We start from the raw sequence: 24,947 nt of genomic DNA on the forward strand, positions 1-24,947 counted from the left end.
TCTGGCCGGCCGGGCCCGGCGGCCGGGGGGGCGCCCCCCGCCGGCCGGCGGGGAACGCCCCGAGCGCCGACAGCAGCCGCCACCTCACGCCCGGCCCCGCAGCCGCTCGGCGAAGGCCAGCAAGGTGGCGTACTGCTCGGCGAGCGCGGCCGAGGTGCCGCCGTCCGGGTCCTTGAAGTAGAACCCCAGCTCCGGCCGGGGGCCGCTCAGCCCCAGCTCGTGGGAGCGGGCGAGCAGCCGGGCCAGGTCCAGGACGAGCGGGGCCGCGAGGGCCGAGTCGCATCCCTGCCAGATGGTCTGGAGGACCATCCGGGAGCCGAGGAAGCCGTCGAAGGCGATGTGGTCCCAGGCTGTCTTCCAGTCTCCCATGGCGGGCACGTCGTCGATGTGGACCTCGCCCTCGGGGGCGGTGCCGAAGGTGTCGGCGAGGACGCGCTCCTTGCCCGCGTTCTTGGCGGCGGCCGCGGCCGGGTCGGCCAGCGCCGCCCCGTCCCCGCCGCCCAGCAGGTTCGACCCGGACCAGGCCCGTACCGGCAGGGCGCGCTGGAGGAACATCGGGGCGAGCACGGAGCGGAGCAGCGTCTGGCCGGTCTTGCCGTCGCGCCCCGCGTGGGGAAGCCCGCAGTCGGCGACGGCCTCGGCCAGCGCGGGGGCGCGCAGGCCGGTGGAGGGGGTGAAGTTGGCGTAGGAGCAGCCGGCTCGCAGGGCGGCCGCGGCATACAGCGAGCTGGCGGGGAGCCGGGGGCTGCCGGGGCCGGCGGCCGGCTCGGTGGAGGAGACGTTGATGACGACCGTGCGGGCCAGCTCGTGGCGGTGGGCGAAGCCGGTGAGGTCGGCGGCGAACGCGGCGATCAGTTCCTCGTCGGTGCGGGTGTCGCCGGGGAGCGGTCCGCCGGGGCGTATCTCGGCGTCGGCCGCGTCGAGTTCGCCGCGTACGGCGGTGGGCAGGCGGTACGGCAGCACGCCGCCCTCGGCCAGTGCCTCGGCCCGTTTGGCGAGCGGGCAGTCCAGGGTCTCGTGGCCGCCGAAGACCAGCGAGGTCAGGGGCGGCAGGCCGCTGTCGGCGAAGGGGGGCGTCTCGGTGACCATGCCGGTCGGCGGGTGGAGGCCCGCGGCGATGGCGGCGCACCCCGTGGTGGCGGTGGTGGCCACGGAGCCGCGCGCTCCGATGAACCAGACACCGGTACGGCGCCCTGGCGTGCCCGTACGGCCCGGACCATCGGGTCGGCCCGGAGCGTCAGGACGGCTCGAAGCTGCCTCGACACGGCCTGGAGCATCATTACGGCCTGGGGCGTCGTCACGGCCTGGGCGATCGGCATGTGCGGTCACGGGCTGCCTCCCTGGGGGGTGAAGAGGTGGAGGACGGCGGGCGGAGGAGGTATGAACGCTCCCCCGCCCGCCGTCGGCAGAGGTGGCCGCCCTACGTCGAGGGCAGCTCCTTCAGCTGGATGTCGCGGAAGGACACGTGGTCGTCGGCTCCGTGGTTCTGGAGGCCGATGTAGCCTTCCTTCAGGCTGCGGGCCGGGTCGGTGTTGGTGAAGTCGTTGATCTTCGCTCCGTTGAGGAAGACCTGCAGACGTTCGCCCTGGACCTTGATCTCGTAGCTGTTCCACTGGCCCGGGGGCCGCAGGACGCGGTCACGGGTCTTGATGTCGGCCGACTTGAAGGTGTAGACGGCGCCCGTGGTGCGGTCGGCCGCGTCGGTGGCGTCGATCTGGATCTCGTAGCCGTTGTCCACCGCCGACCAGGGGTCGTCGGACTCCGGGAAGCCCACGAACACACCGGAGTTGTCGTCGCCCGCCATCTTCCAGTCGAGCTTGAGCGAGTACGCCTTCAGCTCCTTGGCCTGGTAGGTGAGCAGGCCCATGCCGCCCTCGGAGTGCAGGGCGCCGTCGCTGATGGAGAACTGTCCGGGGCCGGCCTGCTTCCAGCCCTCCAGCGTCTTGCCGTTGAAGATGGTGCGGTAGCCCTTGTCCGGCTTGCAGTCCGCCTTCACCTGGCCGGTGGCGTAGCGCAGGCCGCCCGACACGTGTTCGCGGAAGGCCGGTTCGGCGTAGGACTCCTTGGTGTGGCCGAGGCCGGTGTAGAAGGAACGGCCGCCCTGGTAGGTCTGGCACCAGGAGATCGGGTGGTCACCCTTCATGTTGCCGCCGCTGTAGGTGGTCTCGTCCAGGGTGGCCAACACCTTGGCCTTGTCCCGGGGGTTGGTGCGGTAGTTGTACCACTCGTCGGTGCGCTCCCACTCCTGGTCCAGGTGCGCGGTGGCCGGATGGTCGTGGTCCTCGACGCGGACGGTGGCGGGCTGGATGTGCGGGTGGGAGTCGAAGTGGGCGCCGACGAGGCCGCCGTAGAACTCCCAGTCGTACTCGGTGTCGGCCGCCGCGTGGATGCCGACGTAACCGCCGCCCGTGGCGACGTAGTTCTCGAACGCCTTCTGCTGTTCGGCGTCGAGGACGTCACCGGTGGTGGAGAGGAAGGCGACGGCGTCGTAGCGGGCGAGGTTGGCCGTGGTGAACTGGGCGGCGGACTCGGTGGAGTCGACCGTGATGCCGGTGTCCCTGCCGATCTCCTTCAGCGCGGCGATACCGTCCGGGATGGAGTCGTGGCGGAAGCCGGCGGTCTTGGAGAAGACCAGGACGCGTTTGGCGCTCTTGCCGACCGGGCTGTCGGAGAGTTCGAAGTCGTCGATGTCGTAGAGCGCGCCGTCGCCGCCCTTGAAGACGAGGAAGAGTTCGGTCTGTTTCTTGGGGGCTCCGCGCAGCGGGATGTCGATGTCCTGGAAGGTGTCCCAGCTGCCGGTCACCGGGACCGGTCCCGAGCCGAGGATCTTGCCGGTGGACGATCCGGTGCGCACTTCGAGGAAGCCGCCCGAACCGGCGGACGAGATACGGGCGGTGAGCTTCGTGGTGCCGCCGAGGACGTAGGTCTTGAAGGAGATCCAGTCGTCGTTGTGGATGTCACCGACGGTCTTTCCGCCGTGGGCGCTCGACTTGCTCGGCGTGGTGACACCGGAGGAACCGTCGAAGTGCTCGGCCTGCCGGTGCCTGGGCTGGAGCCGGGCGGTGTCCTTGCCGGTCAGCTTCGCCTGGCCACCGCCGCCGTTGTCGGTGTAGGAGGCCGAAATGCCGCCGTAGATATTGGCGTTGGGGTCGTGGCCGCCTTCCATGGCGGTCTTGATGGTGCCTTCGCAGCCGTGCTCGGTGGTCATGTCGTGGCCGTGGCTGTCGTGGCCCAGGGTGAACTTGACCTCGACCTTGGTGCAGTCGATGGTGCCGTCCTCCGGGTCGCTGACGTTCACCTTGAACGGCACGGAGTCACCGAACTCGAAGAGCTGCCCGTCCTCGGGGAGCACCAGCTCCACGGTGGGGGCGGTGTTGCCGACGGTCACGTGGACGCTGGCGGAGCCGGTGCGCCCGGACGGGTCCTCGGCGGTGAGCGTCGCGACGTACGTACCGTTCTTCTTGTACGTGTACGTGGGGTCGGCGGCCGTCGAGGTGCCGCCGTCACCGAAGTCCCAGGCGTACGTGAGCGGGTCGCCGTCGCCGTCCGCCGTGCCGGCCGAGGAGAACTTCACCTTCAGGGGTGCGGTGCCGGAGGTCTTGTTCGCGGAGGCCTCGGCGATGGGTGAGCGGCCTCCGGTGGCGTTCTCGATGCGGTAGAGGGCGGAGTTCTCGTCGCCGCCGAACCAGGCGAGGCCGTAGTCCAGGACGTAGAGTGCCCCGTCCGGGCCGAAGGCCATGTCCATGATCTGGGTTCCGGACCACGGCACGTCGTTGATGGACCGGACGGTGCCGTCGGCGTCCTGCTCGATGCGCTTGATCCACTGGCGGCCGAACTCACCGGCGAAGAAGTCGCCGTCGTAGGCCTCGGGGAACTTGACCGGGGAGTCGAGGTCGGCGTCGTAGCGGTAGACCGGTCCGCCCATCGGGGACTCGGAGCCGCTGCCGAACTCGGGCAGCGAGCCGCCGTCGTACGGGATCCAGGCGGCCTCGGCCGGCGGCAGGTCGACGAGGCCGGTGTTGTTCGGCGAGTCGTTCTTCAGGTCGGCGCAGTCGAAGGCGGCGCCGGAGGTCTTGGTGGCGAAGTCGTGATCGATGTACGGCTCGTTGTCGCCGACGCAGTACGGCCAGCCGAAGTTGCCGGCCTTCGTCACCCGGGCGAACTCCACCTTGCCGGACGGGCCGCGGTTCGGGTCGGCCGAGCCGGCGTCGGGGCCGTAGTCACCGACGTAGAGGATGCCGGTGGCCTGGTCGACGGAGAAGCGGAAGGGGTTGCGGAAGCCCATCGCGTAGATCTCGGGGCGGGTCTTCTCCGTGCCGGGCTCGAAGAGGTTGCCGTCCGGGATCGCGTACGAGCCGTCCTCGGCGACCTTGATGCGCAGGATCTTGCCGCGCAGGTCGTTGGTGTTGCCGGAGGTCCGCTGGGCGTCGAACGCCGGGTTGCGGTCGGGGCGTTCGTCGATGGGGGTGTAGCCGTCGGAGGCGAAGGGGTTGGTGTCGTCGCCGGTGGAGAGGTAGAGGTTACCGTCCTTGTCGAAGTCGATGTCGCCGCCGACGTGGCAGCAGATGCCGCGCGAGGTGGGGACGTCCAGGACCTTCTTCTCGCTGGCGGTGTCGAGCGTGCCGTCCTCGTTCAGGACGAAGCGGGAGAGCCGGTTGACGCCCTCGAACTTCTCGAAGTCGGCGGCGGTCCCGGTCTCCGGGGCGTCGCCCGCCGGGGTGTCCAACGGGGGTGCGTAGAAGAGGTAGATGGCCCGGTTCTCGGCGAAGTCGGGGTCGACGCCGACGCCTTGGAGGCCTTCCTCGTCGTGCGTGTACACGGGGAGGGTGCCGGAGATCCTGGTGTTGCCGGCGCTGTCGGTGATCCGCAGCTCGCCGCCGCGCGAGGTGTGCAGCACGCTGCGGTCGGGGAGGACGGCGAGCGACATGGGCTCGCCGGTCTCCTCCGCGCCCTTGGCGAGGGTGACCTGCTGGAAGTCCTCCGCCACGGGCGCCTCGTGGCCCGGGTGACCGGGGTGGGCGGTGGCTCCGGGGGCGGAGCCGAGGGTCAGGGTCGCGGCGGCGAGGAGTCCGCCGGTGAACAGCGCGAGCGATTTACGGACGCGGGTCCGGGCCAGGAGCCGCTTTCTGGTTCGGTGCACGTAGGTCCTCCGGAGAGTGCCGGTTGTACGGGCGGGTGTAGCCGTGCCGTGCCGCGCGGGGACTGCCGCGCGTGCGCCACCGGGGACGGGAGCGAACCCGGTGACGCAAGTCATGTCGTGTACACGCTGAGGACGGTAGACCTGTTCCTCCAGGACGGAAAGCCCTTGTGCAACAGGTGGGTCGAACTTCTGCTTCTGTCAGGACAAAGGGGATTCAGGGCAGCACGAGGTGGCCCCGGGAGCTAAGGGGTGTCGCCGGGATGACGCCCCGGGGCTTGGGCCGGCCGCCCTACTCGCCGCCGCCGAAGGCCGCGTCGAAGGAGGCCGACGGCGGGTCGAAGTCGAACCGCCTGAGGCTGGCGAGCGCCTCCGGGGCGCCGGTCAGCCGGTCCATGCCCGCGTCCTCCCACTCCACGGAGACCGGGCCCTCGTAGCCGATGGACCGGAGCATCCGGAACACGTCCTCCCAGGGCACGTCACCGTGGCCGGCGGAGACGAAGTCCCAGCCGCGCCGGGGGTCGCCCCACGGCAGGTGCGAGCCGAGGCGGCCGTTGCGGCCGTCGAGGCGCTTGCGGGCCTCCTTGCAGTCCACGTGGTAGATCCGGTCCCGGAAGTCGTAGAGGAAGCCGACCGGGTCGAGGTCCTGCCAGACGAAGTGGCTCGGGTCGAAGTTGAGCCCGAACGCGGGCCGGTGGTCCACCGCTTCGAGGGCGCGCTTGGTGGTCCAGTAGTCGTACGCGATCTCGCTCGGGTGCACCTCGTGGGCGAAGCGCACCCCCTCGGCGTCGAAGACGTCCAGGACCGGGTTCCAGCGCTCCGCGAAGTCCTCGTAGCCGCGCTCGATCATGTGCGGCGGGACCGGCGGGAACATCGCGACCAGGTGCCAGATCGAGGAGCCGGTGAAGCCGATCACCGTGTCCACGCCGAAGGCGGCGGCGGCCCGTGCGGTGTCGGCCATCTCGGCGGCGGCCCGCTGCCGTACGCCTTCGGCCTCGCCGTCGCCCCAGATGCGGGCGGGCAGGATGCCCTGGTGGCGTTCGTCGATCGGGTGGTCGCAGACGGCCTGGCCGACGAGGTGGTTGGAGATGGCGAAGCACTTGAGCCCGTACCTGTCGAGCAGTTGGTGCCTGCTGTCCAGGTAGCCGGGGTCGGCGAGCGCCTTCTCGACCTCGAAGTGATCTCCCCAGCAGGCGAGTTCGAGTCCGTCGTAGCCGAAGTCCCGGGCGTGTGCGCAGACCTCCTCCAGCGGGAGGTCGGCCCACTGGCCGGTGAACAGGGTGAAGGGGCGGGGCATGGGCGGCGACCTCCTAGGCCGGGACAGCGGTGTGTACGGAGTTCTTGGCGGCGCTCTCCTCGACGGCGGCGAGCACCCGCTGCACCTGGAGCCCGTCCGCGAACGAGGGCCGGGGGGCGAGCCCTTCGGTGATGGTGCGGACCACATCGCGGGCCTGGTGGACGAAGGTGTGCTCGTACCCGAGGCCGTGGCCCGGCGGCCACCAGGCCTCCAGGTAGGGGTGCTCGGGCTCGGTGACCAGGATGCGGCGGAAGCCGGCGGTGGCGGCGGGCTCGGTGTGGTCGTGGAAGGAGAGCTCGTTGAGCCGCTCCAGGTCGAAGGCGAGCGAGCCCAGCTCCCCGTTGATCTCCAGCCGCAGCGCGTTCTTGCGGCCCGCCGCCATCCGGGTCGCCTCGAAGGAGGCGAGCGCACCGGAGGCGAGGCGGCCGGTGAAGATGGCCGCGTCGTCCACCGTCACCTCGCCTCGCTCCACCGCGTCCGTGGCGCCGGAGAGCCCGGCCGACGCACCGGTGAGCAGGGGCCGCTCCCGTACGAAGGTCTCACTCACGGCGGAGACCCCGGTCAGCAGCTCCCCCGCCAGGTACTGGGCGAGGTCGACGATGTGCGCCCCCAGGTCGCCCAGCGCGCCCGAGCCGGCGTGTTCGCGCTTGAGCCGCCAGGTGAGCGGGGAGGCCGGGTCGACCAGCCAGTCCTGGAGGTAGCTGGCGCGCACGTGGCGCAGGGTGCCGAGGCGGCCGTCCGCGATGAGCCGGCGGGCGTAGGTGATGGCGGGCACCTTGCGGTAGTTGAAGCCCACGATCGCCACCTGGCCCCGGGCCTTGGCCGCTTCGGCGGCGCGGACCATCGCCTCCGCCTCGGCGACCGTGTTGGCGAGCGGCTTCTCGCACAGCACGTGCTTGCCCGCCTCCAAGGCGGCGATGGCGATCTCCGCATGGCTGTCGCCGGGGGTGCAGATGTCGACCAGCTGCACGTCGTCCCGGGCGATCAGCGCCCGCCAGTCGGTCTCCGCGGCGGCCCAGCCGTGCCGGGCCGCGGCGGCGTCGACCGCCCTGCGGTCGCGTCCGCAGATCGCGGCGAGAGCGGGCCGCACCGGCAGGTCGAAGACGTGTCCCGCGGTGCGCCACCCCTGGGAGTGGGCGGCGCCCATGAACGCGTATCCGACCATGCCGACCCCGAGCGTTCCTCGCGCCCCCTCCGGCGGCGGTGTCGCGCTCGCGGTCTGCGTCTGTGTCCCCTGCTCTTGACTACGGGCCATGCGGACTTCCTCCTCATCGGTGTGCGGTGGCCGGCCGGGGGATGCGCTCGCCGCACCCCCCGCAGGCCCGGTCAGTTGAAGCCCGTCGGCAGGTACTGGTCGATGTTGTCCTTGGTGACCACGGCCGAGTAGAGGGTCAGGGAGGTCGGGATCTCCATCTCGGAGAGGCCGTCGATGCCCTTGTTCTGGCCCAGTGCCCGTGCCAGGTCGATCGCCGAGGCGGCCATCGTCGGCGGGTAGAGGACGGTCGCCTTGAGGACCCCGTTGTCCGCCTTGATGGCGTCCATCGCGGACTTGGCGCCGGCGCCGCCGACCATGATGAACTCGTCGCGGCCCGCCTGCTGGATGGCCCGGAGCGCGCCCACGCCCTGGTCGTCGTCGTGGTTCCACAGGGCGTCGAACTGCTTCTGCGCCTGGAGCAGTTGGGCCATCTTCGCCTGGCCCGACTCCACGGTGAAGTCGGCGGCCTGACGGGCCACCAGCTTGATGTTGGAGTAGTTCTTGAGGGCGTCGGCGAAGCCCTGGCTGCGCTGCTTGGTCAGCTCCAGGTTGTCGATGCCGGCCAGCTCGACGACCTTGGCGTCCGCCTTGCCCTTGAGCTGCTCGCCGATGTAGTGCCCGGCGTTGAGGCCCATGCCGTAGTTGTCGCCGCCGACCCAGCAGCGGTACGCCTGCGGGGAGGCGAAGATGCGGTCCAGGTTGACGACGGGGATGCCCGCCCGCATCGCCTCCAGGCCGACCTGGGTGAGCGCCTTGCCGTCGGCGGGGAGGATGACCAGGACGTCGACCTTCTTGTTGATGAGGGTCTTGACCTGGCCGATCTGGGCGGCGGTGTCGTTGGAGCCCTCGGTGATCTCCAGCGTCACCTCGCTGTACTTCTCCGCCCGCGACTTGGCGTTCACGTTGATGGCGTTGAGCCAGCCGTGGTCGGCCTGCGGTCCGGCGAAGCCGATGGTGACGGGCTTGCCCGGCTTGTCGTCGGCGGCGCTCTGGCTGTTGCCGGCGGGCTCGGCGTTCTTCGGCTCGTTGCTGGTGCAGGCGGTGAGGAGCGCGCCCGCGGAGATGGCGGTGGCTCCGAACAGCAGCCCTCTGCGGCTGGTTTCTGGCATGGCGGTGAGGCCCTTCATCCGGTGGGTGGGTACGGGGTGCGGGTGCGGGGTACGGGGGTTGCGCGGCTGCTCAGGTCTCGCCGCCGCGCAGGGTGCGGCGCTGGACGAGGACGGCGGCGACGATGATGGCGCCCTTGGCGATCTGCTGGACGTCGCTCTGGAGGTTGTTGAGCGCGAAGATGTTGGTGATCGTCGTGAAGACCAGGACGCCGAGGACGGAGCCGACGATGGTGCCGCGGCCGCCGCTGAGCAGGGTGCCGCCGATGATCGCGGCGGCGATGGCGTCGAGTTCGTACAGGTTGCCGTTGGTGTTCTGGCCGGAGCCGGCGAGCACGATCAGCATGAAGGCGGCGATGCCGCAGCACAGCCCGGACAGTACGTAGAGGTAGAGCCGCTGGCGGCGGACGTCGATCCCGGCGAGGCGGGCCGCCTCCGCGTTGCCGCCGACGGCGACCGTGCGGCGGCCGAAGGTGGTCCGGTTGAGGATCAGCCAGCCGATGACGGTGACGGCGGCGAACATGAGGACCAGCGGCGGGATGCCGAGGACGTAGGAGTCCGGCAGGCCCAGGTTGAGGACCGAGTCGACGGTGACGATCTGGGTCTTGCCGTCGGTGATCTGGAGGGCGAGGCCGCGCGCCGAGGCGAGCATGGCCAGCGTCGCGATGAACGGGACCATGCCCCCGTACGCGATGAGCACACCGTTGACGAGTCCGGCGGCGACGCCGACGACCACGGCGGTGAAGGCGATGCCCGCGAAGCCGTACTCCTGGGTGGCCAGCGTCGTCGCCCAGACCGAGGCGAGGGCGACCATCGCCCCCACCGAGAGGTCGATGCCGCCGCTGGTGATGACGAAGGTCATGCCGACGGTGACGACCCCGATGACGGAGGCCTGGGTCAGGATCAGCTGGAGGTTCCCGGTGTCCAGGAACGCATCGGGCTCGGTGATGCCGCCGACCGCGATCAGGACGGCGAGGACGCCGAGCAGGGACAGGGTCCGGACGTCGAGCCGCAGACCGAGTCCCGGCCGGCCGCCACCGCCCGTCTTCGAGGGGGGCGTGGCGGCGGGGCCGGTGAGGGCCCCCTTGTCCGGCCCGTTGTGCTGCGCCGACGGGGCGGGCTGTGTCATGGCGTCGGGCTCCCTTCCATCACGAGGTCGAGTACGCGGTGCTCGTCGAGCTCCTGGGCGGGGGCCGTGTGCACCACGTGGCCCTCCCGGAGCACCAGCACCCGGTCGGCGAGGCCCAGGACTTCGGGCACTTCGCTGGAGACGAGCAGGACGGCGAGGCCTTCGTCGGCCAGCCGGCGGATCACGGCGTAGAGCTCCGCGCGGGCGCCGACGTCGACGCCGCGGGTGGGTTCGTCGAGCAGCAGGACCCGGCAGCCGCGCAGCAGCCAGCGGGCGAGGACGGCCTTCTGCTGGTTGCCGCCGGAGAGGGTACGGATGGGGGTGTCCGGGTTGTCCGGCCGCAGGGACAGCTCGCGGGTGGCCTGCCGCGCGGACCGCCGCTCGCCGCCCCGGTCGATCCAGCCCACCCGGGCGAACCGGGACAGGGAGGAGACGGAGACGTTACGGGTGACGGACTCGGTCATCAGCAGCGCCTGGGCCTTGCGCTCCTCGGGGGCGAGACCGATCCCGGCGGCGACGGCGGCGCGGACACTGCCGGGGCGCAGCTGCTTGCCCGCGACGGTGACGGTCCCGGTGCTCGCCTTGCGGGCGCCGTAGATCGTCTCCAGGATCTCGGAGCGGCCGGAGCCGACGAGTCCGGCGAGGCCGACGATCTCGCCGGGCCGCAGTTCGAGGTCGACGGGAGCGAACTCCCCTTTACGGGAAAGGCCTTGGACCCGGAGGACGGGTTCGGCGGTGTTGGCCTCCGGCTCTTCGGGGCGCGGCGGGAAGACGTACTCGACATCGCGGCCGGTCATCATGGCAACGATGTCGCGTGTCGGCGTTCCGGCGGCGGGGAGCCCGACCGCGACCGCCCGGCCGTCTTTCAGCACGGTGACCCGGTCGCCGATGCGGCGGATCTCCTCCAGCCGGTGCGAGATGTAGACGACGGCGACCCCGTCGGCGGTCAGGCTGTCGACGATCCGGAAGAGGTTGTCGACCTCGTCGGGGTCGAGCGCGGCGGAGGGCTCGTCCATCACGATGAGCCGTACGTCGTGGGAGAGCGCCCGCGCCATGGAGACGATCTGCTGCTGGGCGGCGGAGAGGTCCCCGACCGGCCGCGCGGGGTCGATCTCGGGGTGGCCGAGACGGGCGAGGAGCGCTTTCGCCGCCGAACGCCCCTCCCCCGTACGGACGATGAAGCCGGCGCTGGTCGGTTCGTGGCCGAGGAAGACGTTCTCGGCGACCGACAGCCCTTCGACCAGGTCGAGTTCCTGGTAGATGGTGGCGATGCCCAGGCGCATGGCCGCGATCGGCGACTTGAGCCGGACGGGCTCGCCGCGCCAGGTGATCTCGCCGCCGTCGGGCTGGTGGGCCCCGGCGAGGACCTTGATGAGGGTGGACTTGCCCGCGCCGTTCTGGCCGAGGAGGCAGTGGACCTCGCCGGCCTGGACCTCCAGGTCGACGCCGTCCAGGGCGCGTACGCCGGGGAAGGACTTGGTGATGCCGGACATGGTGAGCAGGGGTGGTTCTGGTGCCATGACGAATCCCCTCGGCGAATGGGGTCTCCCCGTACCCGGGCGGGTGCCGGGCGTTCGGGGAGGGCCGGTGAGCGGGCAGGGCGCAGGGCTGGAGGTGCCGTGGAGCCGGCGGCATCGCGAGCGGCTGCTGACCAGGGGTACGTGACGAGTACCTGACCAAAACGGTGGTGCGGGTGGTGCTGGGTGCGGGTGGTGCGGTGGTGCGGTGGGGCGGGTGGTGCGGTGGGGCGAGCGGGACGACGGGGTGGTGCGGTGGGGCGGCTAGGTGCAGGTGACCGAGGTGGTGACCCGGAGGCGTGCCGGTGCCCTCAGGCCGGTGAGAAGAGGTGGTCGCTGATGAGCCGGGCCGCGCCGATCACTCCGGCGGTGGGCCCCAACTCGCCCAGCACGATGGGGAGGTTGCGGGTGGCCAGCGGCAGGGACTGCCGGTAGACCTGGGTGCGGACACTGGCGAGGAGGTTGTGACCGAGGCCGGTGACCCCGCCGCCGATCACCACCAGACCGGGATTGAAGAAGCTGACGAGGCCGGCGATGACCTGCCCGACCCGGTTGCCGCCCTCGCGGATCAGGTCGAGCGCGGCGGCGTCCCCGGCCGCCGCGGCGGCGGCCACGTCGGCGGCGGTGAGCCGTCCGGCCGCCTCCAGCCGGGCCGCGAGTTCGGGCGAGCGGCCCTCCCGGGCCGCCTCCTGTGCGTCGCGGGCCAGGGCGGCCCCGCTGAAGTGGGCTTCCAGGCAGCCCTTGTTGCCGCAGGCGCAGGCCCGGCCGTCCGGCTCCACCTGGATGTGCCCGATGTCCCCGGCGCTGCCCGTCGTACCCCGGTAGACCTCACCGCCGACGACGATTCCGCAGCCGATACCCGTACCGATCTTGACGCAGAGGAAGTCGCCCACGGAGCGGGCGACGCCCGCGTGCTGCTCCCCCATCGCCATGAGGTTCACGTCGTTGTCGACCATGACGGGGCAGCCCAGATCCTGACTGAGCGCCTCGCGAACCGGGAACCCGTCCCAGCCGGGCATGATCGGTGGCGCGACCGGTACGCCTTCGGGGAAGCGGACGGGGCCGGGGACGCCGATGCCCGCGCCGTCGAAACCCTCGGCGAGACCGGAGGCCCGGAGTTTGGCCGCCATCACGAGGACCTGCTCGAAGACGGCCACGGGCCCCTCGCGCACGTCCATCGGCTGGTTGAGGTGTCCCAGCACCTCCAACTCGGCGTTGGTGACGGCGACATCGATGGAGGTGGCGCCGATGTCGACCCCGAGGAACCGTAGTTCGGGGGCGAGCCGGATGTTGTGCGAGCGGCGTCCGCCACGGGATGCGGCGAGTCCGTCGGCCACCACCAGACCGGTCTCCAGCAGCCGGTCCACCTCGACGGCGAGCTTGGAGCGCGAGAGGTCGACCTGATCGCCCAGCTGCGCCCGGGAGTTGGGGCCCCCGTCGCGCAGCAGCCGGAGCAGCCGTGCCTGATGCGTGTTCGCGGGTCGTGCCGTCATACGTCTCACGCGTCCCTCCCCGCCACATCCGGCCAGTCCGTCGGGCTTTCGAGGGGAACGTAGCAGCGCTTTCCCGGAGTGGGAAGAAGTTGCGCAGGAATCAGCGCCAACTTTCTCCACACCCAGGACAAAGCCTCTGCCAGAACACTCAGGGGCAGCGGATGACCTGCCCGGCGTACGAGAGGTTCCCGCCGAAACCGAAGAGCAGCACCGGAGCGCCGGAGGCGACCTCGCCGCGCTCGACGAGCTTGGAGAGCGCCATGGGGATGGAGGCGGCGGAGGTGTTGCCGGAGTCGACCACGTCCCGCGCGATGACCGCGTTGACCGCGCCGATCTTCCGGGCGACCGGCTCGATGATCCGCAGGTTGGCCTGGTGCAGGACGACCGCGCCCAGGTCCTCCGGGGTGATGCCCGCCTTCTCGCAGACCTTGCGGGCGATGGGAGGCAGCTGGGTGGTGGCCCAGCGGTAGACGGACTGCCCCTCCTGCGCGAAGCGCGGCGGCGTCCCCTCGATCCGGACGGCGTTGCCCATCTCCGGCACGGACCCCCACAGCACCGGCCCGATCCCGGGGCCGCCCGGGGTGTCGGGGGCGGACGGGTCGGCGGTGACGACGGCGGCGCCCGCGCCGTCGCCGAGCAGCACGCAGGTGGTGCGGTCGGTCCAGTCGGCGATGTCGCCCATCTTGTCGGCACCGATGACCAGGGCCCGGGTCGCCGCACCGGCCCGGATCGTGTGGTCGGCGACGGCCAGGGCGTGGGTGAAGCCCGAGCAGACCACGTTGATGTCCATCACGGCGGGTGACCCCACGGAGAGCCGCGCCGCGACCCGCGCCGACATGCTCGGGGACCGGTCGATGGCGGTGGAGGTGGCCACCAGTACCAGATCGATGTCGGCGGGCTGGAGGCCGGCGGCGGCCAGCGCCTTGGCGCCGGCGTGCGCGGCCAGTTCGTCGACCGGCTCGTCGGGGCCGCCCACGTGCCGGGTCTTGATGCCGACCCGGCTCGTGATCCACTCGTCGCTCGTGTCGACCATGGCCGCCAGATCGTCGTTGGTGAGCACCTTGGCGGGCTGATAGTGGCCGAGCGCCACGACACGTGAGCCGGTCATACGGGTTCCCATCGTTACGTAGGGCAGGAAACACCCAGTCTTGGTGGCTACTGTCCGGTACGAGGGCACGTGATCCCACAGGAATCCGGCCCACACGTTGGAGCATTGACAACAGCTTCACCTGCATGCTCCCCCCGACCGTCCGTTCGGGTGGACGGTGGTGGCAGCGGAGACGGTGTACCGCGTGTGCAGGACAATGGCAGGGCCAGGCTCCGGCCGGAACCACGGCCGAAAGCTCCGCACATCGACAGAAATCGGGTTCAGCCTCATGGGACGGGTCACCGAGCGCCGCCGCACCCTCCGTATCCGCGACGGTGCCGTCTCCTCCCGCGCCGACACGCTCGTCGCGGAGGAGCCCCTGGAGATCCGGCTGAACGGAAAGCCGCTGGCCATCACCATGCGCACACCCGGTGACGACTTCGCGCTGGCCGCGGGGTTCCTGGTGAGCGAGGGCGTGATCGCCGAGGGCGGGGAGGTGCGGTCCATCGTCTACTGCGCCGGGGCGACCGCGGACGGCGTGAACACGTACAACGTGGTGGACGTGCGGCTCGCGCCGGGCGTCGTGGTGCCCGACATCACCCTGGAGCGCAACGTCTACACCACCTCCTCGTGCGGCCTGTGCGGAAAGGCCAGCCTGGACGCGGTCCGCACCACCACCCGTCACCCGGTCGGCGACGCTCCCCCGGTCCGGCTCACGCCCGAGCTGCTCGCCGCCCTGCCGGACCGGCTGCGGGCCGCGCAGAAGGTGTTCGACCGGACCGGGGGGCTGCACGCGGCGGCCCTCTTCTCCGAGGAGGGCGAGCTGCTGGACGTACGGGAGGACGTGGGGCGGCACAACGCGGTCGACAAGCTGGTGGGCCGGGCGCTCACGGACGGGCGGCTGCCGTTGTCCCGGGCGGTGCTGCTGGTCTCGGGGCGGGCCTCGTTCGAGCTGGCGCAGAAGGCGGTGATGGCGGGGATCCCGGTACTGGCCGCGGTCTCGGCACCGTCCTCGCTGGCGGTGGACCTGGCGGCGGAGAGCGGGCTGACCCTGGTGGGCTTCCTGCGGGGGCCGTCGATGAACGTGTACGCGGGTGAGCACCGGATCGCGCTGGAGGCGGAGGCCCGGCGGGGCTGAGGGGGCTCCCGGGGCGCTCAGGTCACCGTGGCCGGCGCCGGTGCGGCGGGCCCCGGGCCGAAGTCGCCGGGGCTCCCCGCGTCGTCCGCGCCCCGCACCGTCTCCGGGTCGCGCGAGCGGCGCTTGGCGATGACCGCGCAGACCATCAGCTGCATCTGGTGGAAGAGCATCAGCGGCAGGACGGCGAGGCTCGCGTGCGCCCCGAACAGCACGCTCGCCATGGGCAGCCCCGCCGCCAGGCTCTTCTTCGACCCGGCGAACTGGATGGCGATCCGGTCCTCCCGGTCGAAGCCGAGCCGCCGCGCCCCGTACCAGGTCAGCGCGAGCATCACGGCCAGCAGGACCGCCTCGGCCCCGAGCAGGGCACCGAGCCGGGCCGGGGTGACCTGGCTCCAGACACCGGCCACCATGCCCTCGCTGAACGCGGTGTAGACGACGAGCAGGATCGAGCCGCGGTCCACCAGGCCGAGCACCTTCTTGTGACGGGTCAGGAAGGTGCCGACCCAGCGGCGCAGGAACTGCCCGGCGAGGAACGGCACGAGCAGCTGGAGCACGATCTTCAGCAGCGAGTCCGCCGAGAACCCGCCGCCGGCCGAGCCGAGCAGGAGCGCGGCGAGCAGCGGGGTCAGGAGGATGCCGATGAGGCTGGAGAAGGACCCGGCGCAGATCGCGGCGGGCACGTTGCCCCGGGCGATCGAGGTGAAGGCGATCGAGGACTGGATCGTCGACGGTACGAGGCACAGGAAGAGGAAGCCCGCCTGGAGCTCGGGCGTCAGCACGTACGGGACCAGGCCCCCGCTCGCCAGCCCCAGCAGCGGGAAGGCGACGAACGTGCAGGCCAGGACGGTGAGGTGGAGCCGCCAGTGCTTCAGCCCGTCGAGCGCCTCGGCGGTGGAGAGCCGGGCCCCGTAGAGGAAGAAGAGCAGGGCGACCGCCCCGGTGGAGGCCCCGCCCGCCACATCGGCGGCCGTGGAGCGCGCGGGCAGCAGCGCGGCGAGGGCGACCGTGCCGATCAGCGTCAGGATGTACGCGTCGACCGGCAGCCAGGACGGCAGGGTGAGGGTGCGGCGGCGGCTCATGGGCTCCACGTCGTTCTTCGGCTCGCTGGTGTGCCGCACCAGCTTCGGCTCGCCGGTGGGGCGCACCGGCGTCGGCTTCCTCGTACGCCTCACCATCCTGCCCGCCGGCTAGCGATCGGGAATCCCTCACTCCGCTCTGACTGTCATCACGGATCGCGATAAGCCCCGCTAGCGTGGACACGTGGACACCTCCTACGACCCCGCCCAGCTCCGTACCTTCCTCGCCGTCGCCCAGACACTGAGCTTCACCCAGGCCGCCCGCCGGCTCGGAGTCCGGCAGTCCACCGTCAGCCAGCACGTCCGGCGGCTGGAGCAGGCGGCCGGACGGCAACTGTTCGCCCGGGACACCCACCGGGTCGACCTGACCGAGGACGGTGAGGCGATGCTCGGCTTCGCCCGGACGATCCTGCGGGCGCACGAGCGGGCCGCGGCGTTCTTCGCGGGCACCCGGCTGCGCGGCCGGCTCCGCTTCGGCGCCTCCGAGGACTTCGTGCTGACCCGGCTGCCGGAGATCCTGGAGTCCTTCCGCCGCGACCATCCGGAGGTCGAACTGGAACTCACGGTGGAGCTGTCCGGGACGCTGCACCGGCAGCTGGAGGCGGGCCGGCTCGACCTGGTGCTGGCCAAGCGGAGGATCGGCGACACGCACGGCGAGCCGGTGTGGCAGGACGCGCTGGACTGGATCGGGGCGCCGCGGCTGCGGGTCGACCCGGAACGCCCGGTGCCGCTCATCGTCTTCCCGCCGCCGGGCATCACCCGGGCCCGCGCGCTGGAGGTGCTGGAGGAGCACGGGCGGTCCTGGCGGATCGCCTGTACGAGTACGAGCCTGAGCGCCCTGGTCGCGGCGGCGCGGGCGGGGCTGGGCGTGATGGTGCACGCACGGAGGCTGATCCCGCCGGGGCTCGTCCCGGTCCCGGCCAGGGCGGGGCTGCCGGAGCCGGGCGGCGTCGACTTCGTCCTGCTGCACGGGGACCGCAGGGGCGCGGCCCAGGAGGCGGCGGACGCGCTGGCGGGGGCGATCCTGGCGGGCGGGGACCGGCTGCACCGGGGGTCCGGCGACTGAGGCACAGGGCCCGATAGCGGCACGGAGCGCCGTATACCCCCACATCATGGGAGTGTTCGCCACGGTCGGATTCGGTGGAGATTTCGCCGCGAGCCGCTTACGCCTCCGTCAGAAGTGCGCCCGAGCCTTGCCCATCTGGCCGGATTTCGACGGTTGACCCCTGCGAATGCCACGTTTTACGCGGGGTTCGGACCCTCCCGCCGGGCCCCCGGTTGGGGTAGCGTCGCGGCGCTGTGCGGAGCGCCACGAGGAGCAGGTCATTGCGTGAATTCACGGTCCCACCCATGGCCGCGCCGCCTCAGGTCGGCGGTCTGGCCGATGTGGTCTTCGCCTACGCGGAGGACGATCCGAAGCGGGTCGCACTCGGCCGCAGGGACGCGGGCGGGCAGTGGCGGGATGTGACCTCGGAGGTGTTCCGCGACGAGGTGCTGGCCCTGGCCAAAGGGCTGATCGCGCACGGGGTCCGGTTCGGCGACCGGGTCGCGCTGATGTCCCGTACGCGGTACGAGTGGACGCTCTTCGACTTCGCGCTCTGGTCGGTGGGGGCCCAGTCGGTGCCGGTCTACCCGACCTCCTCCGCCGAGCAGGTCCACTGGATGCTGCACGACGCCGAAGTGGTGGCCGTGATGGTCGAGCACGAGGACCACGCGATGACCGTCGGCTCGGTGATCGACCGGCTGCCGCACCTGAAGCGGCTGTGGCAGCTGGACGCCGGTGCGTTGGACGAGCTGGTCGGCGCGGGCGGGATGGTCGACGACGAGGTGGTGCACCGGCACCGTCGTGCGGTGACGCCCGACTCCGTGGCGACGGTGATCTACACGTCGGGCACGACGGGCCGCCCCAAGGGGTGCGTCATCACGCATGCGAGCTTCATGTTCGAGAGCGACACGATGGTGGCCCGCTGGGAGCCGGTGTTCCGCTCCAAGCCCGGCGACGAGGCGGCCACGCTCCTCTTCCTCCCGCTGGCGCACGTCTTCGGCCGGATGGTGGAGATCGCGGCGGTACGGGGGCGGGTCAAGCTGGGCCACCAGCCGGAGCTGTCGGCGAACGCGCTGATGCCGGACCTGGTGACGTTCCGGCCCACCTTCATCCTGGCGGTGCCGTACATCTTCGAGAAGGTCTTCGACGGCGCCCGGCGCAAGGCCGAGGCGGAGGGCAGGTCCGGGCCGTTCGACAAGGCCGTGGACATCGCGGTGACGTACGCGGAGGTGCTGGAGCAGAAGGCCTTCGGCCTGGGGCCGGGGCCCTCCGCCGGGCTGCGGATGCAGCACCAGTTCTTCGACAAGGTCGTCTACAAGAAGATCCGCGACGCGCTGGGCGGCCGGGTGCGCCACGCGATGTCGGGCGGCTCGGGCATGGACCGCCGGCTCGGCCTGTTCTTCGCCGGCGCCGGGGTGAGCGTCTTCGAGGGGTACGGGCTGACCGAGTCCACCGCGGCGGCGACCGCCAACCCGCCCGAGCGCACCCGGTACGGCACGGTCGGGCAGCCCATCCCCGGTACGTCGGTGCACATCGCGGACGACGGCGAGGTGTGGCTGCACGGGCCCAACGTCTTCTCCGGCTACCTGGGCGACCCCGCGGCCACCCGGGCCGCCCTGGAGCACGGCTGGCTGGCCACCGGGGACATCGGGGCGCTGGACGAGGACGGCTACCTCACGATCATCGGGCGGAAGAAGGAGATCCTGGTGACGTCCGGCGGCAAGAGCGTGTCGCCGGCCGGTCTGGAGGAGCGGGTGCGGGCCCATCCGCTGGTCGCCCAGTGCATCGTCGTCGGCAACGACCGCCCGTACATCGCGGCCCTGGTCACCGTCGACCGGGACTCCGTCGACCACTGGCTCTCCATACAGGGCCGCGCCCCGCTCGCCCCGGCCGACCTGGTGCGCGACCCGGACCTGGAGATGGAGGTCCGCCGGGCGGTGGTGGCCGCCAACACGGCGGTCTCGCAGGCCGAGTCGATCCGTACGTTCCGGATCCTGGCCCACCCGTTCACCGAGGAGTACGGGCTGCTGACGCCCTCGCTGAAGCTGAAGCGCGAGGCGATCGAGACGGCGTACGCGGTCGAGGTCGACGCGCTCTACCACTGACGTCCACGCGGTCTGCCACTGACGTCGACGGGGTCTGCCACTGACGCCCACGCGGTCTGCCACGGACCTCGACACGGTCCACACCGGCGTCGGCGCGGTCCACCACGGACGTCGACACGGTCCGCCTCTGACATCGACGGGGTCCACCGCCGCCGGCGACACCCACGGCCACGGACCGGTCAGCCTGGTTTCCGGATCATGGGGCGGGAATGCCTGAACCCGCCCGCTCGTTGTCGTGGGGAGTACCAACCGACGACGTAAGGATCGACCGCTCGTGAGCCAGGTCCCCTCCATCACCCTCAACAACGGCCTCGAAATGCCGCAGCTCGGTTTCGGTGTCTGGCAGGTGCCGGACGACGAGGCGGCGAAGGCGGTCGCGAAGGCCATCGAGTCCGGGTACCGGTCCATCGACACCGCCGCGATCTACGAGAACGAGGCGGGCACCGGCAAGGCCATCGCCGCCTCCGGTGTCGCACGTGACGAGCTCTTCGTCACCACGAAGCTGTGGAACACCGAGCAGGGCCACGACAGCGCGCTGCGCGCCTTCGACGCCTCGCTGGACAAGCTCGGCCTGGACTACGTCGACCTGTATCTGATCCACTGGCCGGTCCCGGCCAAGGACGCCTACACCGACACGTACCGGGTGTTGGAGAAGATATACGCCGACGGCCGCGCCAAGGCGATCGGCGTGTCGAACTTCCACCCCGAGCACCTGAGGCGGCTGCTGGACGAGACCTCCGTGGTCCCCGTCCTCAACCAGATCGAGCTGCACCCCCAGCTCCAGCAGGCCCAGGCGCGCGCCTTCCACGCCGAGCACTCCATCGCCACCGAGGCCTGGTCGCCGCTGGGCCAGGGCAAGGGCCTCCTGGAGGTGCCGACGGTCGTGGCCATCGCCCAGAAGCACGGCCGCACCCCCGCCCAGGCCGTCCTGCGCTGGCACCTCCAGACGGGCAACATCGTGATCCCGAAGTCCGTGACCCCGTCGCGGATCGAGGAGAACTTCGACGTGTTCGGTTTCGAGCTGGACGCCGACGACCTCGCCGCCTTCGCGGCGCTGGACGAGGGCAAGCGGCTCGGCCCGGACCCGGCGGAGTTCAACCTCGGCGCCTGAGCGCCAGGTTCTTCCACCGCCCCCACCACGGCCTTCCGGTTCCCGTGGTGGGGGCGCCGTCGTCGGTCCGGTTCCGGCCGTCCGGCCGGTGATCTTCGTTCCTACTCCCGGGGGAGAGCAAGATGAGCAGCGATCCGGCGCCCGTCGTCGAGGCGGGCTCGTACCGTCTGCGCAATGTCGGCAGCGGCCTGGTGCTGGAGGTGTACGGCGCGGCCAAGGGCAGCGGTGCGCGGGTGCAGCAGGGCAAGGAGGACGGGACGGCGGCCCAGCAGTGGCGGCTGTCCCCGGTGCACGAGGGCGCGGCCCTGTACCACCTGGTCAACGCGCACAGCGGGAAGCGGCTGGACGTCGCGGGCGCGAACACGGAGAACGGCGTCCGCATCCAGCAGTGGAAGGCCAACAACTTCGGCGCCCAGGAGTGGCTGATCGAACGGCATTTGGAGGCGCCGGGGACGGTGACGCTGGTGAGCTTCATCAGCGGGCTCGTCATGGAGGTCGCCGACCGTTCGACCGAGGAAGGCGGGACGGTCCAGCAGTGGGAGGACACCGACTCCCCCTTCCAGTGGTGGCGGCTGGAGCCGGTGGCGTCCTGACGCTCCGGGGGGCTTCAGTCGCGGCGGCCGAGGTGGACCGTGCGGGCGGTGAGCAGGTGGACGTCGGGCCGGTGGTGGACCCCCGCCGGGTCGTCGGGGTCCAGCAGCCGCTCCAGTACGGCGCGGTCATCGGCGTCGAGCAGGGCGCCGAGGACCTCGTACTCCCGGGTCAGTTTGGTGATGACGTGGTCGCGGGCGGGTGCGGAGAGCGGGGCCGGCAGGTCGAGCAGGAAGCTGCGCGTGCCCTGGGGGGTCAGCCCGACCGCCGCGATCAGGGCGCTCCAGTCCTCGGCCTCCCGCTTGGTGCCGGGGAGTTCGGACCGCATCCGGTCGAACCAGGCGGCCGAGGCCGCGTCCAGCCGGGCCTCCAGGCCGGGCCGCCCGATGCCGAGGTCCCGGGGCAGCCGCCGGGTGGGCAGCCCGCCCTCCAGGAGCGCCAGGGTTCCGCCGGGGCGCAGCAGCTCGGCGAAGCCGGCGAGGGCGGCGCGCTGGTCACCCATGTGGTGCAGGGAGTTGCCGGCCCAGACGAGGTCGGCCTCGCCCAACCGGTGTACGTCCATGGGGAGCCCGGCCTCCACCGTGCGGACCCTCTCGCTCACGCCGAGGCGCCGGGCGCGGTCCTTCGTCCGCTCCAGCAGGGCGGGCGTGGGGTCCACGGCGACGACTTCGGCCTCGGGGAACACCTCGGCCAGCAGACAGGTGACGACGCCGGGGCCGCTGCCGACGTCCAGCACCCGGCGCACCTTCGGCGCGGTGGGCAGGGCGGCGATCCAGCGGGCCGCCTCCTCGTAGGGCCCGCTGTTGAGTTCGGCCTCCTGCTCCAGCATCGGGCCCATGACCTCCCAGTCGAACTCCGTGTCCGCACCGGCGGCGTGCGATCCGTGGGTGTGGGTGTGGGTGTGGGTGTGGCCGGGAGCGGGGGCGGGGGTGGGTCGATGGGGGTGGGCGTGGGCGTCGTGGTGGCCGTCTCCGGCGTGGCTGCTCATGGCGCCACCCTCCCCACAGGGCGACGTTCGGGCAAGTTCTGTTGCCGCTCCGGCAAGTCGTCGCGGTGCTCCAGGGGCTCGCTCCCCGGCCGTGCCGGAACTCCGTACCGAACGCGATCGGGGGCCGTGGCGGGCAGGCCCTCGGCTGCGGTCCGTCCAGGAGTCCGCTGAGAGCGCGTTCATCCGCGAGGCCGCCGAGGACGCGGTGGACGGCGTCTGGCGCGGCTGAGCACGGTGTCCGGCACGGCTGAACTGGAGCGGGACCCTCCGGCGCACCACGCGCGGAGGGACGGCCCGGAAACATTGGCCGAACAGAAGAGTGACCGACATATTGCCGGAGCGGGCCGGGGGCCATAACTTGCCATTATGGAGCTGGAGTTGCGCCATCTGAGAACCGTCCGTGCCATCGCCGACACCGGCAGCCTCACCAAGGCCGCCGCCACGCTGGGCCTCGCCCAGCCCGCTCTCAGCGCCCAGTTGCGGCGCATCGAGAAGGCCCTGGGCGGCACGCTCTTCGAGCGTGACCACACGGGCGCCCGAGCCACTCCGCTCGGCGAGCTGGTGCTGGAGCGGGCCCGGGTGGTGCTGCCCGCGGTGAACGAACTCCAGGCGGAGGCGGTGCGGTTCGCCAACGCCACCGGGCCGCTGGAACGGTTCCGGCTCGGCGGTACGCACGGCCCGCTGCTCGGCGGTCTGGTCGACCGGATCGCCACGGCGCACCCGGCGGCGCCGGTCTCCACGTACACCTCGTGGTCGGTGGAGGAGATCGCCTCCCTGACGATCGACGGGCGCCTCGACTTCGCCCTGATCGGCACCTGCGGCGAGAGCCCGCCGCCGCTGGCGGAGCGGCTGGTCTGGGAGGTGGTGGGGGTGGACCCGGTCTTCGTGATGCTGCCGGAGGACCATCCGCTGGCCGGCGAGAAGGAGCTGGACCTCGCCGCGCTGGCGGACCAGTGTTGGGCCGACGTCCCGGGGGACGGCTGTTTCGCCGACTGTTTCGCCACGGCCTGTGCGCGGGCCGGTTTCACCCCCGTGTCGGTGTACGAGACGGACACCTCGTCCGTCGTCCACCTGGTGCAGGTCGGGCGGGCGATCGGACTGTGCCGGGCGACGTTCCCGCCGGTCCCCGGCCTGGTGACCCGGCCGCTGGCCGGCGCACCGCTCACCTGGCGCCACCTGCTGGGCTGGCACCCGCACTCCCCCGCCGCGGACGCCGCGGCGGGGGCGGTGGCGGGGCAGACCCGGGCGGCGTACACGGAGGCCGTCTCGCGCAGCCCCGGCTACGCGCGGTGGCTCGACGAGCATCCGCGGTTCGGGCTGATGAACTGAGGCGGCCTCGGCGGCGGCCTCGGTCCCGCACACCGCCGGGAAAGCCGTAAGGGCCCCGCACGCACCCGCACGGGCCCCGTACGCGCCACTCCGCCCCGCACGCGCGCCCCGCACAGGCCCCCTGAGCGCTACTCCGCCCCGTGGGCCGGTGCGGCGGCTGCCACGCGGGCGGCCAGCTCCAGGTCCTTCTCCGTGACCGCACCGCCCGCGTCGTGCGTCTGGACGGAGAGCGCCACGGTGTTGTACCCCAGCGTCAGATCGGAGTGGTGGTTCAGCTCCTCCTGGATCCGCGCGATGTGCACGGTCAGCGTGGCGGCGGCGAGGTGCGACGGCAGCCGGTAGGTCCGGGTGATCCGGTCCCCTTCCAGCGTCCAGCCGGGCAGCGCCTCCAGCCGGCGTTCGGTCTCGGTCTTCGACAGCGGTTCGGCGGACATGGAACGGCTCCCGTGGGTCTCGGATGTCGGGGTACGGCCGGTTGGTTCGGCGCCGGGCCACGACCGGTCCGTTCGGCTCAGGGTGCGACCGGCCGGTCCGGCGTCAGCGTACGACCGGCCGGCTCCGCTTCGGGACCCTCGGTGACCCGGCCCGCCGGTGACCCGGCCCGCCGGTGACGTTACGGTCTCCCTATGACGACTGTCTCCCCCGACACGGGAGTGGGGCCGCTGCTGCGCGGCTGGCGGGAGCAGCGGCGGATCAGCCAGCTGGACCTGGCGCTGCGCGCGGACTCCTCGGCCCGCCACATCTCCTTCATCGAGACGGGCCGCTCGCGCCCCAGCGAGGACATGGTCCTGCGCCTGGCCGAGCAGCTGGACATCCCCGTCCGGGAACGCAACGCCCTGCTCGTGGTCGCCGGTTACGCGCCCCGCTACGCGCAGACCCCGCTCGACGACCCCGCGATGGCCTCGGTGCACGAGGGGCTGGAACGCCTGCTGGCGGGGTACGAGCCCTATCCCGCGCTCGTCGTCGACGGCCGTTACGACGTGGTGGCGGCCAACCGGGGCATCGCCCTGCTCATGGAGGGGGTCGCCGAGGAGCTGCTCGCCCCGCCGCTCAACGCCATGCGGGTCACCCTCCACCCCGCGGGGCTCGCGCCGCGCATCCTGAACCTGCCGGAGTGGCGGGCGGATCTGCTGGCGCAGATGGAACGCCAGATCGCGCTCGTACGGTCGCCGGAGCTGCGCGCGCTGTACGAGGAGGTGGCCGCCTACCCCGTACCGGACAGGGGGGCGGCCGGTGTCCGGGCCGGGGAGCGTACGCCGTCGTTCGCGCTGCCCCTGGTGATCGAGCACGGGGACCGGGTGCTGTCGTTCATCGCGTCGATCGCGACGTTCAACACGCCGATGGACGTGACCGTGGCGGAGCTGGCCATCGAGACGTTCCTGCCCGCCGACCCGGAGACCGCCGCCTATCTGCGCGAACGTCTGCCGTAGCCGTGCGCCCCCACGCCCCCGGGCCGCCCCCCGGGCGGGGCCGGCATAACCGGGAGAAACCAGGCCCCAGAAATTCCGGGGGAGGCACCCGGGAGGCGGGGCGGCCCGACGAC

Annotated in this window: 19 protein-coding genes; 7 read left to right on the top strand and 12 right to left on the bottom strand. The window is 71.8% G+C overall.

Annotated features, from left to right (window positions below):
- Positions 1-84 precede the first annotated feature (84 nt).
- The 9 genes from AB0917_RS24585 to AB0917_RS24625 all read right to left on the bottom strand — a co-directional run bounded on the left by AB0917_RS24585 (position 85) and on the right by AB0917_RS24625 (position 14,042).
- The gene (locus tag AB0917_RS24585) at positions 85-1,329 is read right to left on the bottom strand and encodes an inositol-3-phosphate synthase (protein WP_366821816.1); all 1,245 of its coding nucleotides are present in this window, start codon (positions 1,327-1,329) and stop codon (positions 85-87) included.
- 91 nt (positions 1,330-1,420) lie between these two features.
- Positions 1,421-5,140: a ThuA domain-containing protein gene (locus AB0917_RS24590; protein WP_366821817.1), complete on the bottom strand. Its 3,720-nt coding sequence runs from the start codon at positions 5,138-5,140 to the stop codon at positions 1,421-1,423.
- A gap of 289 nt (positions 5,141-5,429) precedes the next feature.
- On the bottom strand, positions 5,430-6,434 hold the full coding sequence (locus tag AB0917_RS24595; RefSeq protein WP_366821818.1) for a sugar phosphate isomerase/epimerase family protein: 1,005 nt from the start codon (positions 6,432-6,434) through the stop codon (positions 5,430-5,432).
- Positions 6,435-6,447: 13 nt separating this feature from the next.
- A complete protein-coding gene (locus AB0917_RS24600; RefSeq protein WP_366821834.1) occupies positions 6,448-7,599 on the bottom strand; it encodes a Gfo/Idh/MocA family oxidoreductase in 1,152 nt (383 codons plus the stop codon).
- Between the two features lie 161 nt (positions 7,600-7,760).
- The gene (locus tag AB0917_RS24605) at positions 7,761-8,798 is read right to left on the bottom strand and encodes a substrate-binding domain-containing protein (protein WP_366821819.1); all 1,038 of its coding nucleotides are present in this window, start codon (positions 8,796-8,798) and stop codon (positions 7,761-7,763) included.
- 70 nt (positions 8,799-8,868) lie between these two features.
- Entirely contained in the window at positions 8,869-9,924 is a 1,056-nt protein-coding gene (locus AB0917_RS24610; RefSeq protein WP_366821820.1) for an ABC transporter permease, read from the bottom strand.
- The gene (locus AB0917_RS24615) at positions 9,921-11,444 is read right to left on the bottom strand and encodes a sugar ABC transporter ATP-binding protein (protein ID WP_366821821.1); all 1,524 of its coding nucleotides are present in this window, start codon (positions 11,442-11,444) and stop codon (positions 9,921-9,923) included. Before AB0917_RS24615 ends, AB0917_RS24610 begins: the two co-directional genes overlap by 4 nt.
- 308 nt (positions 11,445-11,752) lie before the next feature.
- Positions 11,753-12,934, bottom strand: a complete 1,182-nt coding sequence (locus tag AB0917_RS24620) for an ROK family transcriptional regulator (RefSeq protein ID WP_366821822.1) — start codon at positions 12,932-12,934, stop codon at positions 11,753-11,755.
- A 148-nt stretch (positions 12,935-13,082) separates the two neighbouring features.
- A complete protein-coding gene (locus AB0917_RS24625; protein ID WP_366821823.1) occupies positions 13,083-14,042 on the bottom strand; it encodes a beta-ketoacyl-ACP synthase III in 960 nt (319 codons plus the stop codon).
- A 268-nt stretch (positions 14,043-14,310) separates the two neighbouring features.
- Here AB0917_RS24625 and fdhD point away from each other — a divergent pair, with 268 nt between their 5' ends.
- Complete coding sequence (gene fdhD, locus AB0917_RS24630) at positions 14,311-15,159, top strand: formate dehydrogenase accessory sulfurtransferase FdhD (RefSeq protein WP_366821824.1); 849 nt, start codon at positions 14,311-14,313, stop codon at positions 15,157-15,159.
- A gap of 17 nt (positions 15,160-15,176) precedes the next feature.
- Here fdhD and AB0917_RS24635 read toward each other — a convergent pair whose 3' ends face one another.
- Positions 15,177-16,238, bottom strand: a complete 1,062-nt coding sequence (locus AB0917_RS24635; RefSeq protein ID WP_366821825.1) for a bile acid:sodium symporter family protein — start codon at positions 16,236-16,238, stop codon at positions 15,177-15,179.
- 181 nt (positions 16,239-16,419) lie between these two features.
- On the opposite strand from AB0917_RS24635, the gene AB0917_RS24640 reads away from it, so the two are divergent.
- The 4 genes from AB0917_RS24640 to AB0917_RS24655 all read left to right on the top strand — a co-directional run bounded on the left by AB0917_RS24640 (position 16,420) and on the right by AB0917_RS24655 (position 21,089).
- Positions 16,420-17,301, top strand: coding sequence for a LysR substrate-binding domain-containing protein (locus AB0917_RS24640; RefSeq protein WP_366821826.1), 882 nt, complete (start codon positions 16,420-16,422; stop codon positions 17,299-17,301).
- Positions 17,302-17,585: 284 nt separating this feature from the next.
- Positions 17,586-19,385 carry a long-chain fatty acid--CoA ligase gene (locus tag AB0917_RS24645; protein WP_366821827.1) on the top strand — a complete coding sequence of 600 codons (1,800 nt, stop codon included), beginning with the start codon at positions 17,586-17,588 and terminating at the stop codon, positions 19,383-19,385.
- A gap of 274 nt (positions 19,386-19,659) precedes the next feature.
- Positions 19,660-20,496 carry an aldo/keto reductase gene (locus tag AB0917_RS24650; RefSeq protein ID WP_366821828.1) on the top strand — a complete coding sequence of 279 codons (837 nt, stop codon included), beginning with the start codon at positions 19,660-19,662 and terminating at the stop codon, positions 20,494-20,496.
- Between the two features lie 122 nt (positions 20,497-20,618).
- The gene (locus tag AB0917_RS24655) at positions 20,619-21,089 is read left to right on the top strand and encodes an RICIN domain-containing protein (protein WP_366821829.1); all 471 of its coding nucleotides are present in this window, start codon (positions 20,619-20,621) and stop codon (positions 21,087-21,089) included.
- A 14-nt stretch (positions 21,090-21,103) separates the two neighbouring features.
- Here AB0917_RS24655 and AB0917_RS24660 read toward each other — a convergent pair whose 3' ends face one another.
- Entirely contained in the window at positions 21,104-22,075 is a 972-nt protein-coding gene (locus AB0917_RS24660) for a class I SAM-dependent methyltransferase (protein ID WP_366821830.1), read from the bottom strand.
- 366 nt (positions 22,076-22,441) lie between these two features.
- Between AB0917_RS24660 and AB0917_RS24665 the strand changes: the two genes are divergently transcribed.
- On the top strand, positions 22,442-23,404 hold the full coding sequence (locus AB0917_RS24665) for a LysR family transcriptional regulator (protein WP_366821831.1): 963 nt from the start codon (positions 22,442-22,444) through the stop codon (positions 23,402-23,404).
- A gap of 128 nt (positions 23,405-23,532) precedes the next feature.
- Here the strand turns inward: AB0917_RS24665 and AB0917_RS24670 are convergent, their stop codons facing one another.
- A complete protein-coding gene (locus tag AB0917_RS24670) occupies positions 23,533-23,838 on the bottom strand; it encodes a 4a-hydroxytetrahydrobiopterin dehydratase (RefSeq protein WP_366821832.1) in 306 nt (101 codons plus the stop codon).
- Positions 23,839-24,030: 192 nt separating this feature from the next.
- On the opposite strand from AB0917_RS24670, the gene AB0917_RS24675 reads away from it, so the two are divergent.
- On the top strand, positions 24,031-24,834 hold the full coding sequence (locus AB0917_RS24675) for a helix-turn-helix transcriptional regulator (protein WP_366821833.1): 804 nt from the start codon (positions 24,031-24,033) through the stop codon (positions 24,832-24,834).
- The last annotated feature ends 113 nt before the right edge of the window (positions 24,835-24,947 follow it).

The sequence above is a fragment of the Streptomyces sp. NPDC007346 genome, assembly GCF_040703535.1.
Classification (GTDB): Bacteria; Actinomycetota; Actinomycetes; order Streptomycetales; family Streptomycetaceae; genus Streptomyces.

Bases quoted from the DNA above. Each gene is read 5' to 3' on its own strand.
- AB0917_RS24610 (WP_366821820.1), bottom strand. From the start codon at position 9,924: ATGACACAGCCCGCCCCGTCGGCGCAGCACAACGGGCCGGACAAGGGG.
- AB0917_RS24660 (WP_366821830.1), bottom strand. From the start codon at position 22,075: ATGAGCAGCCACGCCGGAGACGGCCACCACGACGCCCACGCCCACCCC.
- AB0917_RS24670 (WP_366821832.1), bottom strand. From the start codon at position 23,838: ATGTCCGCCGAACCGCTGTCGAAGACCGAGACCGAACGCCGGCTGGAG.
- AB0917_RS24625 (WP_366821823.1), bottom strand. From the start codon at position 14,042: ATGACCGGCTCACGTGTCGTGGCGCTCGGCCACTATCAGCCCGCCAAG.
- AB0917_RS24615 (WP_366821821.1), bottom strand. From the start codon at position 11,444: ATGGCACCAGAACCACCCCTGCTCACCATGTCCGGCATCACCAAGTCC.
- AB0917_RS24655 (WP_366821829.1), top strand. From the start codon at position 20,619: ATGAGCAGCGATCCGGCGCCCGTCGTCGAGGCGGGCTCGTACCGTCTG.
- fdhD (WP_366821824.1), top strand. From the start codon at position 14,311: ATGGGACGGGTCACCGAGCGCCGCCGCACCCTCCGTATCCGCGACGGT.
- AB0917_RS24600 (WP_366821834.1), bottom strand. From the start codon at position 7,599: ATGGTCGGATACGCGTTCATGGGCGCCGCCCACTCCCAGGGGTGGCGC.
- AB0917_RS24595 (WP_366821818.1), bottom strand. From the start codon at position 6,434: ATGCCCCGCCCCTTCACCCTGTTCACCGGCCAGTGGGCCGACCTCCCG.
- AB0917_RS24605 (WP_366821819.1), bottom strand. From the start codon at position 8,798: ATGCCAGAAACCAGCCGCAGAGGGCTGCTGTTCGGAGCCACCGCCATC.
- AB0917_RS24645 (WP_366821827.1), top strand. From the start codon at position 17,586: ATGGCCGCGCCGCCTCAGGTCGGCGGTCTGGCCGATGTGGTCTTCGCC.
- AB0917_RS24675 (WP_366821833.1), top strand. From the start codon at position 24,031: ATGACGACTGTCTCCCCCGACACGGGAGTGGGGCCGCTGCTGCGCGGC.
- AB0917_RS24665 (WP_366821831.1), top strand. From the start codon at position 22,442: ATGGAGCTGGAGTTGCGCCATCTGAGAACCGTCCGTGCCATCGCCGAC.
- AB0917_RS24635 (WP_366821825.1), bottom strand. From the start codon at position 16,238: ATGAGCCGCCGCCGCACCCTCACCCTGCCGTCCTGGCTGCCGGTCGAC.
- AB0917_RS24620 (WP_366821822.1), bottom strand. From the start codon at position 12,934: ATGACGGCACGACCCGCGAACACGCATCAGGCACGGCTGCTCCGGCTG.